Origin of the sequence: Mesorhizobium sp. NPDC059025 (genome assembly GCF_042739655.1) — a bacterium.
Lineage (GTDB): Bacteria > Pseudomonadota > Alphaproteobacteria > Rhizobiales > Rhizobiaceae > Mesorhizobium.
The window spans coordinates 262365-278932 of record NZ_JBHYIM010000006.1 but is presented as its reverse complement, the minus strand read 5'-3'; the positions used below and the strand labels follow the sequence as shown (position 1 = coordinate 278932).

The 16568-nt window shown below is 63.5% G+C and carries 15 protein-coding genes; all 15 read left to right on the top strand.

Going from position 1 to position 16568, the window contains the following annotated elements; genetic code table 11:
- Window positions 1-98 precede the first annotated feature (98 nt).
- The gene (locus tag ACFWYE_RS16885) at window positions 99-2126 is read left to right on the top strand and encodes a hydantoinase/oxoprolinase N-terminal domain-containing protein (protein ID WP_379112895.1); all 2028 of its coding nucleotides are present in this window, start codon (window positions 99-101) and stop codon (window positions 2124-2126) included.
- Window positions 2127-2405: 279 nt separating this feature from the next.
- Window positions 2406-4577, top strand: coding sequence for a malate synthase G (locus ACFWYE_RS16880; RefSeq protein ID WP_379112893.1), 2172 nt, complete (start codon window positions 2406-2408; stop codon window positions 4575-4577).
- A gap of 397 nt (window positions 4578-4974) precedes the next feature.
- Window positions 4975-5649: a tRNA (adenosine(37)-N6)-threonylcarbamoyltransferase complex dimerization subunit type 1 TsaB gene (tsaB, locus tag ACFWYE_RS16875; RefSeq protein ID WP_379112890.1), complete on the top strand. Its 675-nt coding sequence runs from the start codon at window positions 4975-4977 to the stop codon at window positions 5647-5649.
- Entirely contained in the window at window positions 5649-6140 is a 492-nt protein-coding gene (locus tag ACFWYE_RS16870) for a GNAT family N-acetyltransferase (protein ID WP_379061731.1), read from the top strand. The genes tsaB and ACFWYE_RS16870 overlap by 1 nt, the downstream gene beginning before the upstream one ends.
- Before the next feature lie 27 nt (window positions 6141-6167).
- Entirely contained in the window at window positions 6168-6962 is a 795-nt protein-coding gene (locus ACFWYE_RS16865) for a lysophospholipid acyltransferase family protein (RefSeq protein ID WP_379061729.1), read from the top strand.
- 148 nt (window positions 6963-7110) lie between these two features.
- Window positions 7111-8502, top strand: a complete 1392-nt coding sequence (gene miaB / locus ACFWYE_RS16860) for a tRNA (N6-isopentenyl adenosine(37)-C2)-methylthiotransferase MiaB (RefSeq protein WP_379061726.1) — start codon at window positions 7111-7113, stop codon at window positions 8500-8502.
- A gap of 96 nt (window positions 8503-8598) precedes the next feature.
- Window positions 8599-9591: a PhoH family protein gene (locus tag ACFWYE_RS16855; protein WP_379073136.1), complete on the top strand. Its 993-nt coding sequence runs from the start codon at window positions 8599-8601 to the stop codon at window positions 9589-9591.
- Window positions 9592-9627: 36 nt separating this feature from the next.
- Window positions 9628-10110 carry an rRNA maturation RNase YbeY gene (gene ybeY, locus ACFWYE_RS16850; RefSeq protein WP_379061724.1) on the top strand — a complete coding sequence of 161 codons (483 nt, stop codon included), beginning with the start codon at window positions 9628-9630 and terminating at the stop codon, window positions 10108-10110.
- Window positions 10111-10136: 26 nt separating this feature from the next.
- Window positions 10137-11213, top strand: coding sequence for a hemolysin family protein (locus ACFWYE_RS16845; RefSeq protein ID WP_379112888.1), 1077 nt, complete (start codon window positions 10137-10139; stop codon window positions 11211-11213).
- A gap of 61 nt (window positions 11214-11274) precedes the next feature.
- Window positions 11275-11619: an ArsR/SmtB family transcription factor gene (locus tag ACFWYE_RS16840; protein WP_379061719.1), complete on the top strand. Its 345-nt coding sequence runs from the start codon at window positions 11275-11277 to the stop codon at window positions 11617-11619.
- Window positions 11616-12113 (top strand): SRPBCC family protein, encoded by a 498-nt coding sequence (locus ACFWYE_RS16835; protein ID WP_379112885.1) that lies wholly within the window; start codon window positions 11616-11618, stop codon window positions 12111-12113. Before ACFWYE_RS16840 ends, ACFWYE_RS16835 begins: the two co-directional genes overlap by 4 nt.
- Window positions 12114-12217: 104 nt before the next feature.
- Entirely contained in the window at window positions 12218-13807 is a 1590-nt protein-coding gene (gene lnt / locus ACFWYE_RS16830; protein ID WP_379112883.1) for an apolipoprotein N-acyltransferase, read from the top strand.
- Window positions 13808-13943: 136 nt separating this feature from the next.
- Window positions 13944-14363 carry a helix-turn-helix domain-containing protein gene (locus tag ACFWYE_RS16825; protein ID WP_379061713.1) on the top strand — a complete coding sequence of 140 codons (420 nt, stop codon included), beginning with the start codon at window positions 13944-13946 and terminating at the stop codon, window positions 14361-14363.
- A 201-nt stretch (window positions 14364-14564) separates the two neighbouring features.
- Complete coding sequence (metK, locus tag ACFWYE_RS16820; RefSeq protein WP_144223311.1) at window positions 14565-15830, top strand: methionine adenosyltransferase; 1266 nt, start codon at window positions 14565-14567, stop codon at window positions 15828-15830.
- Window positions 15831-15844: 14 nt separating this feature from the next.
- Complete coding sequence (locus ACFWYE_RS16815) at window positions 15845-16546, top strand: tRNA (guanine(46)-N(7))-methyltransferase TrmB (protein WP_379112880.1); 702 nt, start codon at window positions 15845-15847, stop codon at window positions 16544-16546.
- Window positions 16547-16568: the final 22 nt, after the last annotated feature.

Sequence of the window (16568 nt, the reverse complement as noted above, 5' to 3'; positions counted from 1 at the left end):
TTAGGTCTTTAAGCATCTCTGGCCCAGCCCATCTGCCTTTCGCCGTCAGCCGCAATGGTCTAAAGCCCGGGCAGCTTCTGTCTTGCTTGGGCCTTGCCGTGACCGTTTCTTCCTCCGCTCCGCTCTTCCTTGGTATCGACACTGGCGGCACCTATACCGATGCGGTCCTGTGGTCGGATGCGGGTGCTAACGGCAAGGGCACCGTGGTGGCCAAGGCGAAGTCACTGACGACGCGGCACGACCTTGCTGTCGGCATTTCCGGCGCGGTCGGGCAGGTGCTGGAACAGACCGGCGCCGATCCCGCCTCGATCAAGCTGGTCTCGATGTCGACGACGCTCGCCACCAATGCTCTGGTGGAGGGGCAGGGCGGGCGTGTTGCGCTGGTCATGATCGGCTTCGGCCAGGCCGACCTCGAGCGCGATGGCCTGAAGACGGCGCTCGGCACCGATCCGGTGTTTTTCTGCCCTGGCGGGCATGACGTGCACGGCAATGCGGCTGCCCTCGACCTTTCCGAACTGGAAGCGGCGCTGCCGGAGCTTGGCCGCTCCGTCTCGGGCTTCGCCGTCTGCGCCTATTTCGCCACCCGCAATCCCGCGCACGAGCTCGCCGCACGCGAGCTGATCCGCGACATCACCGGTCTGCCGGTCACCTGCAGCCATGAACTGTCGTCGAAGCTCGGCGGACCGCGCCGGGCGCTGACCACTTTGCTCAATGCCCGGCTCATCGCCATGATCGACCGGCTGGTCGCGGCCACCGAAGGCTTCCTGGTCGAGCGCGGCATCGCAGCCCCCTTGATGGTGGTGCGCGGCGACGGCGCGCTCGTCTCTGCGGATTTCGCGCGCCAGCGACCGATCGAGACCATCCTTTCGGGGCCTGCCGCCTCATTGGTCGGCGCCCGCCACATGACCGGGCTGGACGATGCCGTCGTCTCCGACATCGGCGGCACCACGACCGACGTCGCCGTGCTCGACAAAGGGCGCCCGCGGCTCGATCCCGAGGGCGCTACCGTCGGCGGCTTCCGCACCATGGTAGAGGCTGTCGCCATGCGCACCTTCGGCCTTGGTGGCGATTCGGAAGTGACGCTGGAGGACGGCGGGCTGTCGCCGAGGATCCAACTTGGGCCTCGCCGCGTCGTTCCGCTGGCGCTGGCCGGTCTTGCCCATGGCGAGGCGGTGATGGCCGAACTGGAACGGCAGCTGCGCGCACCCAATCCCGGCCGCATGGACGGACGCTTTGCGGTACGCACCGGCGTGCCGGAACGGCTGGCCGCCGGTTTGACCGCGCCGGAGGCCAAGCTCTATGAAACAATCGGCGGCGTGCCGCTGCCGATCGATCGATTGCTCACCTCCAACGCGCAGAATGCGACGCTGAACCGGCTGGTTGCACGCGGACTGGTCCATATCGTCGGCTTCACGCCCTCGGACGCGGCGCACACGCTGGGCAGGCAGGCCAACTGGGACGCCGCCGCGGCCCGGCTCGGCGCCGAACTGTTTGCGCGCCGCAAGGACGGGCGTGGCCAGCCGATCGCCGCTTCGCCGGAGGAGATTTCGGAGCGTGTGCTGGTGGCGCTGACCCGGCTCTCGGCGGAAGTCATCCTGGAGACCGCGTTCGCCGAGGACGGGCTGGATGGCGCCGCCACCGTGGCGCATGCGCTGGTGCAGCGCGCGGTCGACGCCCATCCCGGTATTGCACGCCTGACCGTGGCGCTCGACCGGCCTGTGATCGGTCTCGGCGCTTCGGCCCCGCTGCATTACGCGGCGCTTTCGCCTTTGGTCGGCAACGAGTGCCTTGTGCCGGTCGACACCGACGTCGCCAATGCGCTGGGTGCCGTGGTCGGCCAGGTGCGGGTGACGGCGGAGGCACGTGTCAGCCAGCCGAAGGAAGGGCTGTTCCGGGTTTCGTCCGGTGAAGGCGTGCGCGATTTCACCAAAGAAGACGAGGCCATGGCCAAGGCGGAAGCGGATGTGCGCAAGCTGGTCGCCCTGCGCGCCGGCGAGGCCGGCACCGACACCGCCGAGATCGACATTGCGCGCGACATCCGTGCTTCCGTCGTCGAGGGACAGCGCATGTTCATCGAGGCGCATGTCGTGGCAACGGCTGCCGGCCGGCCGCGTATCGCGGCTTAGGCTGCACAGCCGCGCTCGTCCTGCTCGGGAGGTGCAAAAGCGTGGCCTGCTGCTTTGTTGCAAACACTAAATCGATTGTTCCGCAACGACACCCGCTTTGCGACTGACGACGAATTGACCGGGCGGCGCTGACATGCCAAAGCCCGCCCGTCCCTGACCAACCGTGCAAGGCTGGTCAGGCTTGTCGTTTGCCGCAGGTTCCCGCCGCAAAACCGTGGGACACTTGCGGAACCTGCTTGGCCGCCTTGCTCCCCGGCGGCATTTCTGGAGACTGTCTATATGACCGATCGGATCGAGATCGCCGGATTGCAGATCGCCCGCGAACTGCATGACTTCGTTGCCAATGAGGCTGTTGCCGGCACCGGCGTGAACGCCGCCGATTTCTGGGCCGGCTTTTCGAAACTGGTGCACGATCTCGCGCCGAAAAACCGCGCGCTGCTGAAGAAACGCGACGACTTCCAGGAGAAGATCGACCGCTGGTATCGCGACAATGGCGCGCCGGTCGATGTCGCGGTCTACAAGGACTTCCTGAAGGAAATCGGCTACCTGCTGCCGGAAGGCCCGGCCTTCAGCGTCTCCACCGACAATGTCGACCCGGAGATCGCCGTCGTGGCCGGCCCGCAGCTCGTCGTGCCGGTGATGAATGCACGTTACGCGCTGAACGCCGCCAATGCGCGCTGGGGTTCGCTCTACGACGCGCTCTACGGCACCGATGCCATTGCCGAGACCGACGGCGCCGAGAAGGGCAAGCATTACAATCCGAAGCGCGGCGAGAAGGTCATCGCCTGGGCACGCGCCTTCCTCAACGAGGCAGCACCATTGGATGGCGCGGTCTGGCAGGACGCGCGTTCCTTCACCGTGACTGGCGGCGCGCTGCGCGTATCGCTCAATGGCGGCCGCACCACCGGCCTGAAGCGGCCGGAGCAGTTTGCCGGTTATCTCGGCGAGGCGGCCAGCCCTAACCAGTTCCTGCTCGCCAACAACGGCCTGCACATCGAGGTGCTGATCGATCCCAATTCTACCATCGGCAAGAACGACGCCGCCCACATCTCCGACGTCTGGCTGGAATCTGCGCTGACCACCATCATGGACTGCGAGGATTCGGTCGCGGCGGTCGATGCCGAGGACAAGGTCGTCGTCTACCGCAACTGGCTCGGCCTGATGAAGGGCGACCTGGCCGAAGACGTGAGCAAGGGCGGCAAGATCTTCACCCGCAAGCTCAATCCCGATCTCGACTACACCGCGCCGGACGGCTCGACCTTCCCGCTCAAGTGCCGCTCGCTGATGCTGGTGCGCAATGTCGGCCACCTGATGACCAATCCGGCCATCCTGCTATCTGATGGTTCCGAGGTGCCGGAAGGCATCATGGATGCCGCTGTCACCGCGCTGATCGCGCTGCATGATGTCGGCGAGAACGGCCGCCGAGCCAATTCGCGCGAAGGCTCGCTCTACGTCGTCAAGCCTAAGATGCACGGGCCGGAGGAAGTCGCCTTCGCCGTCGAGATCTTCGACCGCGTCGAAAAGCTGATCGGCATGAAGCCCAACACCATCAAGATGGGCATCATGGACGAGGAGCGGCGCACCACCGTCAACCTCAAGGAATGCATCCGCGCCGCCAGGGAGCGCGTGGTGTTCATCAACACCGGCTTCCTCGACCGTACCGGCGACGAGATCCACACCTCCATGGAAGCCGGCGCCATGCTGCGCAAGGGCGACATGAAGCAGGCTGCCTGGATTTCGGCCTACGAGAACTGGAACGTCGACACCGGTCTGGAATGCGGCCTCGCCGGCCACGCCCAGATCGGCAAGGGCATGTGGGCGATGCCCGACCTGATGGCGGCGATGCTGGAACAGAAGATTGCCCACCCCAAGGCCGGCGCCAACACCGCCTGGGTGCCGTCGCCGACGGCGGCGACGCTGCATGCCACGCATTACCACAAGGTCGACGTGCACGCCGTGCAGGACGGCCTGAAGAGCCGGCCTAAGGCGAAACTCGACGACATCCTGACCGTGCCGGTGGTCAAGCGCCCGAACTGGACGCCGGACGAGATCCAGCGCGAGATCGACAACAATGCGCAGGGCATCCTCGGCTATGTCGTGCGCTGGATCGACCAGGGCGTCGGCTGCTCCAAGGTGCCGGACATCAACGATGTCGGCCTGATGGAAGACCGCGCCACGCTGCGCATCTCCTCGCAGCACATCGCCAACTGGCTGCACCACGACATCTGTTCGCACATCCAGGTGCTGGATTCGCTGCAGCGCATGGCCGTCATCGTCGACACCCAGAATGTCGGCGATCCGAGCTATCGCCCGATGGCGCCGGACTTTGACCAGTCCATCGCCTTCCGCGCCGCCTGCGACCTGGTGTTCAAGGGCCGCGACCAACCGAACGGCTACACCGAGCCCGTGCTGCACAGGCGCCGTCTCGAACTGAAGGCCAAACAAGGCTAGCCGAGGCGACCGTAAGGAGTTGTGGTTGGCTTGGTGGCACTGGTCGCCGCGCTTCGCCATCGCTTCGCTGGAGGTGCGTCCTTCGAGGCTCGCCCACCTGGGTTTTGCCGCCCTACAAATGTCTTGCGGGCTCGCACCTCAGGATGAGGGCCGTCGCATGATCCCGGCCAAATTCTGAGACGTCCAGGTCTCGAAACTGCACAACGGTCCTCATCCTGAGGTGCGAGCCCCCGCAACGCTTCGGAATGATGCCAAAAAGTCACGCGGGCGAGCCTCGAAGGACGCACCAATCAATGTCGGCAACGAATGGCATTCGCACGCCCAAATCGAAGCACCGATAAGCTGAAATCCTCACGCGGCTTGTAGCCGGCGCGGCGATCGGTTACGCGAAGCTGACATGAAACTGCTCGCCATCGATTGCTCCGCCAACCTGTGTGCCGCCTGCGTCTATGACACGGCGACGGGCCGTATCCTGGGTCGGCATGTCCTCGACCTCGGCAAGGGCCATGCTGAACATCTGCTGGCGGTCATCGACAGGGCACTGGACGAAGCTGGCATCACCTTCGCTGATCTCGGCGCCATCGCCATCTCCACCGGGCCCGGTTCCTTCACCGGTATCCGCGTCGGCGTTTCCACCGCGCGCGGTCTGGCGCTCGCATTGAAGATTCCCGCGATCGGCGTCACGACGCTGGAAGCGCTGGCGGCGGAAGCGGCGTCAGCCTTTCCCGGCCGCTCCGTGCTGGCCGTGCTCGACGGCGGGCGCGGCGAAATCCATGCCGCATTGTTCGGCACTGACGGTGCCGCAGTCTACGGCCCCGCCATCGCCACGCTGGAGGAAGCCTCCGACATGGCTGAGCAGAATGCGGCAGTGCTTGCCGGCACGGCCGCCGAGGTGGTTGCCGCCGCTGCCGGTGGCAGGTTCGATTTTGGTCCCCCTGTCGCCACTGCCGATATCGCCACCTATGCGCGTCTGGCGGCTTCGAAGGGGCCGGGAGAAAAGCCCAGGCCGGTCTATCTGCGCGATGCGGACGCCAAGCCGCAGGCCGGTTTTGTGTTGCCGAGGGCCGGGTGATGCGCATTCCGTTTTTTTCGCCGCGCCGCGAATATGCACTCGAGCCGTTGACCGTTGCGGATGCCGCTGCCGTGTCGTCGCTGCATCACGAGGATTTCGTGCGGCCATGGACCGATGGTGAATTCGCCACGCTGCTCGGCCAGGATACGGTTTTCGGCTTCGCCGCCCGTGAGGTCGGCCATGGTGCCGAGCCGCCGGTCGGTTTCGTGCTGGCCAGGCTTGCCGCGGGCGAGGGCGAAATCCTGACCGTGGCGGTCGCGCGCACGCATCGCAGGCAAGGGCTCGGCTGGCAATTGATGGATGCGGTGCTGCGCAGCCTGCACGGCGAACGCGCCGAGGCGCTGTTCCTGGAAGTCGACGAAACCAACGTTGCGGCACTGACCCTCTACCGCCGGCTCGGTTTTCGCGAAGTCGGCAAGCGGCCGAATTATTATCGCTCTCCCGAACATGGTCCCACCGGCGCGCTTGTCATGCGCCGCGATCTCCGCTAGCCCGACTACGCTGCATTCGGGGACGTGATGGTCGGAAAAATCAGGACGCTTCTGGCTTTCGTTTACGTCGTGCTGGCAACCGCCGTGCTGGTGCCGCTGCAGCTCATCTCGATGAAGACGGGATGGTGGCCGGAAACCGTTATCCTGAAGGTCTGGCACCGCGCCGTGGCGCGCGCCCTTGGCCTTCGCGTCCATGTCCACGGCACTTTGTCCAACCAGCGGCCGCTGCTGGTCGCCTCCAATCATATTTCGTGGACGGATATCCTCGTCCTCGGCTCGCTGGTCGATGTGAAGTTCATTGCCCGCGCCGATATGGTGAACTGGCCGGCGATCGGAAAGCTGTCGAAGCTGCAGCGCACCGTTTTCATCGAACGCGAGCGCAAACGCACCTCCGGCGATCAGGCCAACGAGATCGCGGCCCGGCTGGCCAAGGGTGACGCCATGGTGCTGTTCGCGGAGGGCACCACCGGCGACGGCAATATGGTGCTGCCTTTCAAGACCACGCTGTTTGGCGCCGCGTCCATGGCGATTGCCGAAGGAGCGGCCGACGAGGTGTTCATCCAGCCGGTGGCGATCGCCTACACCCGCCTGCATGGCGTGCCGCTCGGCCGACGCTGGCGGCCGGTCGCTTCCTGGATCGGCGACCAGGATCTGGGCCCGCATCTCATGACCCTGCTTGCCGAGGGCGGTCTCGACGTCGAGGTGCATTTCGGCGAACCAGTGGCATTCTCCAAGCAGTCCAACCGCAAGGAAACGGCGCGTGTCGTCGAAGCGCAGGTGCGCGGGATGATGCAGGCAGCGCTCAGCGAACCTGCGAAGTAGTGCTGTTCGCCGGAAACGGCTGTTTTTCAGCATCGAAAAGCGTTAGAGCAATTCCAGGAAAAGTGCGTAGCGGTTTTCCGTCCGGAATTGCGTCAAAACAAGGAGATAGAGCGGGTTGCCGTTTGCAACCCGCTCGTGAAGCCGCCGCATGGAACTGGAAACGCTTTCGCCGAACCCGGACAAGGGTGTCGACACCCCTCAGCCGAAGAAGGTCTTCGTCAAGACCTATGGCTGTCAGATGAATGTCTATGACTCGCAGCGCATGACCGATGCGCTGGCGGCTGACGGCTACGCTGAGACCAGCGTCATCGAAGATGCAGACCTGGTGTTGCTCAACACCTGCCACATCCGCGAGAGGGCTGCCGAGAAGGTTTATTCCGAGCTCGGCCGCATTCGCGAACTGAAGGCGGAAAAGGCGGCGGCCGGCCGCGAGATGCTGATCGGTGTTGCCGGCTGTGTCGCCCAGGCCGAGGGCCGTGAGATCATCCGCCGTGCTCCGGCCGTCGATCTGGTGATCGGTCCGCAGACCTATCATCGCCTGCCGGATGTGCTGGCGCGTGTCCGCAATGGCGGCCGGGTGGTCGAAACCGAATATGCGCTCGAGGACAAGTTCGAGCACCTGCCGCAGCCAAAGCGCGCACAGGTCGCCAAGCGCGGCGTGGCAGCCTTTCTCACCGTGCAGGAAGGCTGCGACAAATTCTGCACCTTCTGTGTCGTGCCCTATACGCGCGGCTCGGAAGTGTCGCGGCCTGTCGCCCAGATCATCGCCGAGGCCGAGCGGCTGGCCGAGGCCGGCGTGCGCGAAGTGACGCTGCTTGGTCAGAACGTGAATGCCTGGCACGGGGCAGGGCCTGATGGTGCCGAGTGGGGGCTGGGGCGGCTGCTCTATCGCCTGGCTGAAATTCCCGGCATCGCCCGGCTGCGCTACACCACCAGCCATCCGCGCGACATGGATGATGAGCTGATTGCCGCGCATCGCGACCTGCCGAGCCTGATGCCCTATCTGCATCTGCCGGTGCAGTCGGGTTCCGACCGCATCCTCAAGGCGATGAACCGCCGCCACAAGGCGGAGGATTATCTGCGTCTGATCGATCGCGTCCGCGCCGCGCGCTCGGACATTGCGATGTCGGGCGATTTCATTGTCGGTTTTCCCGGTGAGACGGATGCCGATTTCGAAGACACGATGCGGCTGGTGCGGGAGGTGGGCTATGCGTCCGCATTCTCGTTCAAATATTCGCCGCGTCCCGGCACGCCGGGAGCCGAAATGGAAGACCATGTGCCGGAACCGCTGAAGGACGAGCGCCTGCATGCGCTGCAGGCACTGCTGGTTGAACAGCAGCAGGCTTTCACGGCGTCGATGGTCGGGCGCACCATGACGACGCTGATCGAGAAGCCCGGCCGCCAGGCCGGCCAGAAAGTCGGACGCTCACCGTGGCTGCAGCCGGTGATTGTTGATGAAAAGGTCGGCGAAATCGGTGACATTATTGAGGTGCGAATCACGCGTCCGGGCTTCAACAGCCTGTACGCCGAGCCTATCTGAGTTGCGGGTCTGAATGACGTGTCAGATGAGGAGAGACGTTTGAGCGCCACTGAACTGAAGAACGCGCCCCCAAGCACTGCATCCGGGGCCTCGGATATGGCGCATATCGTTCTGACTTTCGACAACAACAAGCTGGCCAGTGCGCTTTACGGCCAGTTCGATGAGAATTTGGCGCGGCTGGAGCAGAAGCTCGGCGTCGACATCCGTTCGCGCGGTAACCAGCTCACCATCAAGGGTTCTTCGACCGCCGCCGAACAGGCGCGTCGTGCCTTGGACAATCTCTACGATATCCTGCAGAAGGGCGCCGATATCGCCCAGTCGGACGTTGATGGCGCCGTGCGCATGGCGGTTGCCGCCGATGACCAGCTGGTGCTGCCGACGATGGAGCGCAAGGGCAAGGTGTCCGCCGCACAGATATCGACTCGCAAGAAGACCATCTATGCCCGTTCCTTGAACCAGGACGCCTACATGCGCGCCCTGGAGCGCTCGGAACTGGTCTTTGGCATCGGCCCGGCCGGTACCGGCAAGACCTATCTGGCGGTCGCGCATGCCGCGATGCTGCTGGAGCGTGGCATGGTCGAGCGCATCATCCTGTCGCGTCCTGCGGTCGAGGCGGGCGAGCGGCTCGGCTTCCTGCCCGGCGACATGAAGGAAAAGGTCGATCCTTATCTGCGCCCGCTTTACGACGCCCTTTACGATATGATGCCGGGCGACAAGGTCGAGCGTGCCATCGGCGCGGGCGTCATCGAGATCGCGCCGCTGGCCTTCATGCGCGGACGCACGCTGGCGCATGCCGCCGTCATCCTCGACGAGGCGCAGAACACCACCCAGATGCAGATGAAGATGTTCCTGACGCGTCTGGGCGAGAATTCACGCATGATCATCACAGGCGATCCGACCCAGATCGACCTGCCGCCCAACACCAAGTCGGGCCTCGTGGAAGCGTTGCGCGTCCTCGACGGGGTCCCGGGCATCGTGACGGTGCGTTTCGCCGATGGCGACGTCGTGCGTCACCCGCTGGTTGGAGAGATCGTCCGCGCGTATGACCGCGACGGCAAGGTTTCCCGCGGTCTGGGGGCGGATAACTGATCCTTTCAGTATGCCTGCCTGTCAGCACAGGGCTCGATGACGTTGCCTGAACTGCCACTCGACATCGATCTCATGGTCGAGGCTGGCGCTTGGCCAGCCGAGGCAAAATTGCTTGGCCTTGTCGAGCGCGCCGCGGCTGCTGCCTTTGCCGAACTCAAGCTGGCGGGAACGTCTGAACTCAGCGTCGTCTTCACCGATGACGCCGCCATCCGGACGCTGAACGCGGAATGGCGCGGCAAGGACAAACCCACCAACGTGCTGTCCTTCCCGGCTTTTCCTCCGGCCAAGGGGGGCCGACTGCCGCCGATGCTCGGTGATATCGTATTGGCTGCCGAGACGGTGGCACGCGAGGCGGCGGAGGAGAAAAAGCCAGTCGAGAACCATGTCAGCCATCTGCTGATCCATGGCCTGTTGCACCTGCTGGGTTATGATCACGAGACCGATGACGAGGCCGAGGAGATGGAAGCGGTCGAGCGCGCGGCGCTGGCGAGACTTGCCATTCCCGATCCTTATGCGTAACTAAACATTCAATTGACCGGACGACGATGAACGAGAAATCAGAGACTGCCGCCCCCACGGACGCCGGCAGTGCCTTAAAGGCTTCCGGAAAGACGGAAGAAACGCCCAGTCCGAGTACCAGCTCCGGCAGTGTAGCGAGCGAGCCTTCTTCTGCCGGTCCCTCCCTGTTCGAGCGTGTCCTGGGTCTCTTCCGCCAGCGCAACGGGACCTCGCTGCGCGAGGAAATCGCCGACGCGCTTGCCGAAACCGAGTCCGGCACGGAATCCTTCTCGCCCGGCGAACGGGCGATGCTCAACAACATCCTGCGCCTGCGCGAAGTTCGTGTCGAAGACGTGATGGTGCCACGAGCCGACATCCAGGCTGTTGAGATCGGCACGACGCTGGGCGACCTGCTGGTGTTGTTCGAACAGTCCGGGCATTCCCGCATGCCGGTCTATTTCGAGACGCTGGATGATCCGCGCGGCATGGTTCACATCCGCGACGTGCTCGCCCACATCACGCGTCTTGCCCGGGTCAAGAAGCCGGGCCGCGCCAGCCGCAAGACGCCCGCCGCGGCGCTGCTCGACCTTACCCAGGTCGATCTTGCCCGCACCATCGGCGATCTCAGCCTGATCCGGCCGGTGCTGTTCGTGCCGCCCTCGATGCTGGCTTCGGACCTGATGGGCCGCATGCAGGCGGCGCGGACGCAGATGGCGCTGGTCATCGATGAGTATGGCGGCACAGACGGCCTCGCTTCGCTGGAAGACATCGTCGAGATGGTCGTCGGCGACATCGAGGACGAGCACGATGATGACGAGCCGATGATCACCCAGGCCGGCGACGGCATCTACGTGGTCGATGGCAAGGCGGAAATCGATGACGTCGCCAAGATGATCGGCGAGCATTTCGCCGCCGGCGAACATGGCGAGTCGGTCGACACGATCGGCGGCATGATCTTCAACACGCTGGGCCGGGTACCGGCGCGGGGCGAGGTGGTCCAGGCCATCCCCGGCTTCGAGTTTCACATTCTCGATGCCGATCCGCGCCGCGTGAAGCGCGTCCGCATCATCGAAAGCCAGAAGGCGATCGAGCGCCGCCGCCGCGCGCGCGCCGAGCAGGCCTAAACTTCCGCAAGTTTTTATAGTTAGCTCTTGTGCTAAGTGTTTTGAGCTGATACTTAGCCTTATGGATCAGTATTCGACACATCTGGACGGAATTTTCCAGGCACTGGCCGACCCGACGCGGCGGGCGGTGCTGACGGAGCTCGGCAAGGGACCGTCCAGCATCAGCGATCTCGCCAGGCCGTTCGACATGGCGCTGCCATCATTCATGAAGCACATCCACTTTCTCGAAGGCAGCGGCCTGATCCGCACGCAGAAACAGGGCCGTGTGCGCACCTGCGCCATTGAAACCAAGCAGTTCGCGATGATCGAAACCTGGCTGTCAGCGCAGCGCGCGGTCTGGGAAGGCCGCAACGACCGCCTGGAGCGTTTCGTCCTCGCCGAACAGAACAAGGAGAATCCGGAATGACCGAGACCGTGAATCCCGATACGGACCTGACCTTGTCGCGCCTCATCAGGGCGCCGCGATCCGCCATCTGGAACGCATGGACCGACCCGGCAAGCTTCGCGCGCTGGTGGATCCCGACGCCGGCCAAATGCAAGGTCGAGAAGATGGAACTTCGCCCAGGCGGCGCGCTCGTCACGCACATCAGCGAGGACGGTGGTCCGTACCAGCCGCATCTCGATGCCTGCTTCCTGGCCATCGACGCGCAGGAGCGCATCGTCTTCACCAACACGCTTACCGGCGGCTGGCGCCCCGCCGACCAGCCTTTCATGACTGCGATCATCACAATGCGCGACCATCCGCAAGGCACGGATTACGCGGCTCACGTCATGCACAAGAGCAGGTCTGAGCGCGACATGCATGAACAGATGGGTTTCCACGACGGTTGGGGCACGGTTGCCAGGCAGCTCGCCGAACTGGTCGAGCCGGCCGAACGGTTGGCGCTGAAATCGGCCTGAAACGAGAGCGGGTAACCGGCCTGGTGCTCACCATGTCGGCATTTGGAGCGCGGAGCATGGCCTGATACATCTTCCGCCATGATTCTCGCGACTCGGAAAAATGCATGGAGCGCCTCGCCGGCCGGATAGTTCTGCTCTGGGGTTGGCGACGCGCGCTGGCGGCCTTTCTAGCCGGCGCGCTGGCGGTTTTCGGTCAGGCTCCATACGATTTTTTCGCCGTCTGCTTCATTTCCTTTCCGGTTCTGGTCTGGTTGATCGATGGCACCACGGGCGAGGTGTCTGGCGGCATCCTGAGGCGACTGCGGCCGGCATTCGCCGTCGGCTGGTGGTTCGGTTTCGGTTACTTTCTGGCTGGCTTGTGGTGGATCGGGCAGGCGCTGCTGGTGGAAGCCGATGACTATGCCTGGGCGCTGCCCTTCGCCGTGGTCGGCATCCCGCTCCTGCTGGCCTTCTTCTATGGTTTCGCCACCGCTGTTGCCCGGCTGCTGTGGAGCAGCGGCCTGGGCCGTATTGCAGCGCTTGCTTTTGCTTTTGCCTTGGCGGAATGGCTGCGCGGCTTTGTCCTGACCGGTTTTCCCTGGAATGCGGTCGGCTATGCGGCCATGCCGGTTCCCTTGCTGATGCAGAGCGTGTCGGCACTCGGCATGAACGGCATGAACGCGCTTGCCGTCTTCGTCTTTGCCATGCCCGCGCTCCTGGTTGGGCGGCGTAACCTTGCCGTGGGCGCGGTCCTGGCGTCGGCCCTGGTCTGCGCGCATGTCGGTTTTGGTTATCTGCGGCTTACGACGCCAGTCCTGGCGGACAAGACGGTCGACATTCGCATTGTCCAGCCGTCGATCGACATGCGGGAGAAATGGGACGCCTCGGTACGTGATCGTATCTTTGCGACCTTGCTTGGCATGTCATCGAAAACGCCCGAGCCCGGCAAGAAAAAGCCTCAGCTGATCCTGTGGCCGGAAACCTCGGTGCCCTTCCTGTTTACCGAGCGGCCGGATGCCTTGACGGCGCTCGGCGATATGCTGGCCGACGGTCAGATGCTGATTGCCGGAGCGGTGCGGGAAGAAGGGGCGTCTGCCGATGCCGGCGCGCGCTACTACAACTCGGTGGTTGCCATCAACGACAAGGGCGAGATCGCCGACGCGTTCGACAAGATCCATCTCGTGCCGTTCGGCGAATATCTGCCTTTCGCCGATCTTTTGCGACGTGTCGGCGTAGAACAGCTGGTTGCCGGCCCGACAATGTTCTCCGCCGGAAACGACCGGCACCCGATTTTGCTGCCCGGCGCGATCCGGGGGCTGCCATTCATTTGCTACGAAGTCATTTTTCCTGAGGAAGTGTCAGTTGACGCTGCGTCAAGTCAGCTTATTGTGAACCTCACCAACGATGCGTGGTTTGGCGATACACCCGGCCCTTACCAGCATTTCCGTCAGGCACAGATACGCGCAGTGGAAAATGGAATGCCTCTGTTACGTGCGGCTAACAATGGCATCTCCGCAGCCGTGGATGCGCGCGGCCGAATCCTCGACGCACTGGCAATCAATGCGCGCGACACCATCGACCTGAGCATCCCTGTCGCATCGGTATCCGATGTCGTTTCGACCGGCCAACGGCGCGTTAACGGATATCTGATTATGCTCGCCCTCGCCCTGATTGCTTTCGTCTTTTCGGTAAGGCACAAGCTACCGGCGAATTGACAGCCAGTATTTTAGAAATCCATTATGGAGCGGTTGGCATCTTTCGCACGCTGTTGCTTTTCGGTGAGGTGGGAGCTCTGGTCAGAGGTTAGGCGTCAAAAAACACAAGAAGCCGGAAGAATTCGGCGAGGACAAGATGGTAGAAGAAAACAAGAAAAAACCAAACCCAATTGACACTCATGTCGGCAGCCGCATCAGACTTCGGCGTAACATGTTGGGAATGAGCCAGGAAAAACTTGGCGAGAACCTCGGAATAACTTTTCAGCAAATTCAGAAATACGAGAAGGGCACCAATCGTGTCGGTGCCAGCCGTCTGCAGGCCATCGCTTCGATCCTGAGCGTGCCCGTTTCCTTCTTTTTCGAAGACGCCCCGGGACAGGATGGTGCCACGCGCAGCGGTTTCGCGGAGGACAATGCCATGGCTCTGGCTGCGGAATTCTGCTCCACCCCGGAAGGGCTTCAGCTCAACCGTGCATTCGTGAAGGTCGCCGATCCGAAGGTTCGCCGGCGGATCATCGATCTGGTCAAGTCGCTCGCCGGCGACGAGGCGGGCTAATCCAGCGGGCGATTTTCCGCTGTTGCAGGCGCGACGGTCGGCTTCACTCATTATCCGGCAGTCTCGGGTATTTTGTTCCATTCCCGTGCCGGCCTTTGATATCCGTTACCCTGCAATCATCTTGACGAGTCTGGCGCGGCCCCGCTAACACGTGGCCCGCCAGATCGGCAGTCTGCCGATTGCTTTCTAGAGGGATCACCCGTGTCACGGCAGAATTATCTCTTCACATCGGAATCCGTTTCCGAGGGCCACCCCGATAAGGTGTGCGATCGCATCTCCGACGAAATTGTCGACCTCGTCTACCGCGAAGCCAAGAAAACGGGCATGGACCCGTGGAAGGTCCGCGTCGCCTGCGAAACGCTCGCCACAACCAACCGCGTCGTCATTGCCGGTGAAGTGCGTGTGCCCGAGACGCTGCTGAAGAAGGACAAGGCGGGCAATGTCGTCAAGGATGCCGCCGGCCATCCGGTCGTCAATCCCTCCAAGTTCAAGTCCGTTGCACGCAAGGCCATTCGCGCCATCGGCTACGAGCAATCGGGTTTCCACTGGAAGACTGCCAAGATCGATGTGCTGCTGCACGGCCAGTCGCCTGATATCGGCCAGGGCGTTGACAACGCCGCCGATCGCCAGGGCGAGGAAGGTGCCGGCGACCAGGGCATCATGTTTGGTTACGCATGCCGCGAGACGCCGGACCTGATGCCGGCGCCGATCTACTACAGCCACAAGATCCTCGAACTGCTGGCTGACGCCCGTCACAAGAACCATGGCGACGCCGGCCGCCTCGGTCCGGATGCCAAGAGCCAGGTCACGGTGAAGTATGTCGACGGCAAGGCCGCCGAAGTCACGCAGATCGTGCTCTCCACCCAGCATCTCGAGGAGAGCTGGGATTCCAAGAAGGTTCGCAAGGTCGTGGAGCCCTATATCCGCGAGGCGCTGGGCGAATTGAAGATCGCGAACGACTGCAACTGGTATATCAATCCGACCGGCAAGTTCGTAATCGGCGGTCCCGATGGTGACGCCGGCCTTACCGGCCGCAAGATCATCGTCGATACCTACGGCGGTGCTGCTCCCCATGGCGGCGGCGCCTTCTCCGGCAAGGATACCACCAAGGTCGACCGCTCGGCTGCTTATGCCGCGCGCTACCTTGCCAAGAACGTCGTGGCGGCAAAGCTGGCGGATCGCTGCACCATCCAGCTTTCCTACGCCATCGGCGTGGCCCAGCCGCTGTCGGTCTATGTCGATCTGCATGGCACCGGTTCCGTCGACGAGGCCAGGCTGGAAGACGCACTGCGCAAGGTGATGGACCTCTCGCCCTCGGGTATCCGCCGGCATCTCGACCTCAACAAGCCGATCTATGCCAAGACCTCGTCTTACGGCCATTTCGGCCGCAAGGCGGGCCGTGACGGTTCCTTCTCCTGGGAGAAGACCGATCTCGCCAAGGCGCTCAAGGACGCCGTGGCCGCCTGACGGCGGACGCGGCCATGGAAGAGCAGGGCAGGCGCAGCCGGTTGAGCGAGGCTTTCTTCGGCCGGCGAAAGGGCAAGACCATCCGCCCGGCGCAAGCCACGGCGCTTGAGGTGGGTCTCAAGCGCTACCGGCTCGACCTGGCGCAGCCCGCACCAAAGCAACTGGGAAGCCTCTTCGAGGCTCCCGTTTCTTCCATCAGGCTCGAAATCGGTTTCGGCGGCGGCGAGCATCTGCGTCAGGAAACACTGACGCATTCTGACACTGGCTTCATCGGCGCTGAACCCTTCATCAACGGCATGGCCAAGATGATGATGGCGCTGGTGAAAGCGCCGGCGAGCAATCTTCGAGTCTTCGATGACGACGCGGCTCTGCTGCTCGACTGGCTGCCGGAAGCCTCGCTCGACTGGATCGACCTGCTTTATCCGGATCCGTGGCCCAAGAAACGGCACTGGAAGCGGCGCTTCGTGAACCCGGTCAACCTCGACCGTTTCGCGCGTGCGTTGAAGCCGGGCGGCAGGTTCTGCTTCGCGTCCGACATCGACACCTATGTCAACTGGACCCTGCAGCATTGCCGCGCGCATCCGGCCTTCGAGTGGCAGGCGCAAGAGGCGGCCGATTGGCATACGCCTTATCCCGGCTGGGAAAGCACGCGTTATGAAGCCAAGGCGATCCGCGAGGGACGTCGCACCGCCTACCTCACGTTTCGCAGGATGTGAGATAGCGACCGGTTTCCGTGAG

What these genes read in the sequence shown, in the direction of transcription:
- ACFWYE_RS16870 (WP_379061731.1), top strand. Translation starts at nt 5,649, where the DNA reads ATGCGCATTCCGTTTTTTTCGCCGCGCCGCGAATATGCACTCGAGCCG.
- miaB (WP_379061726.1), top strand. Translation starts at nt 7,111, where the DNA reads ATGGAACTGGAAACGCTTTCGCCGAACCCGGACAAGGGTGTCGACACC.
- ACFWYE_RS16835 (WP_379112885.1), top strand. Translation starts at nt 11,616, where the DNA reads ATGACCGAGACCGTGAATCCCGATACGGACCTGACCTTGTCGCGCCTC.
- tsaB (WP_379112890.1), top strand. Translation starts at nt 4,975, where the DNA reads ATGAAACTGCTCGCCATCGATTGCTCCGCCAACCTGTGTGCCGCCTGC.
- ACFWYE_RS16815 (WP_379112880.1), top strand. Translation starts at nt 15,845, where the DNA reads ATGGAAGAGCAGGGCAGGCGCAGCCGGTTGAGCGAGGCTTTCTTCGGC.
- ACFWYE_RS16840 (WP_379061719.1), top strand. Translation starts at nt 11,275, where the DNA reads ATGGATCAGTATTCGACACATCTGGACGGAATTTTCCAGGCACTGGCC.
- ACFWYE_RS16865 (WP_379061729.1), top strand. Translation starts at nt 6,168, where the DNA reads ATGGTCGGAAAAATCAGGACGCTTCTGGCTTTCGTTTACGTCGTGCTG.
- lnt (WP_379112883.1), top strand. Translation starts at nt 12,218, where the DNA reads ATGGAGCGCCTCGCCGGCCGGATAGTTCTGCTCTGGGGTTGGCGACGC.
- ACFWYE_RS16825 (WP_379061713.1), top strand. Translation starts at nt 13,944, where the DNA reads ATGGTAGAAGAAAACAAGAAAAAACCAAACCCAATTGACACTCATGTC.
- ybeY (WP_379061724.1), top strand. Translation starts at nt 9,628, where the DNA reads ATGACGTTGCCTGAACTGCCACTCGACATCGATCTCATGGTCGAGGCT.
- ACFWYE_RS16845 (WP_379112888.1), top strand. Translation starts at nt 10,137, where the DNA reads ATGAACGAGAAATCAGAGACTGCCGCCCCCACGGACGCCGGCAGTGCC.
- ACFWYE_RS16855 (WP_379073136.1), top strand. Translation starts at nt 8,599, where the DNA reads ATGGCGCATATCGTTCTGACTTTCGACAACAACAAGCTGGCCAGTGCG.
- ACFWYE_RS16880 (WP_379112893.1), top strand. Translation starts at nt 2,406, where the DNA reads ATGACCGATCGGATCGAGATCGCCGGATTGCAGATCGCCCGCGAACTG.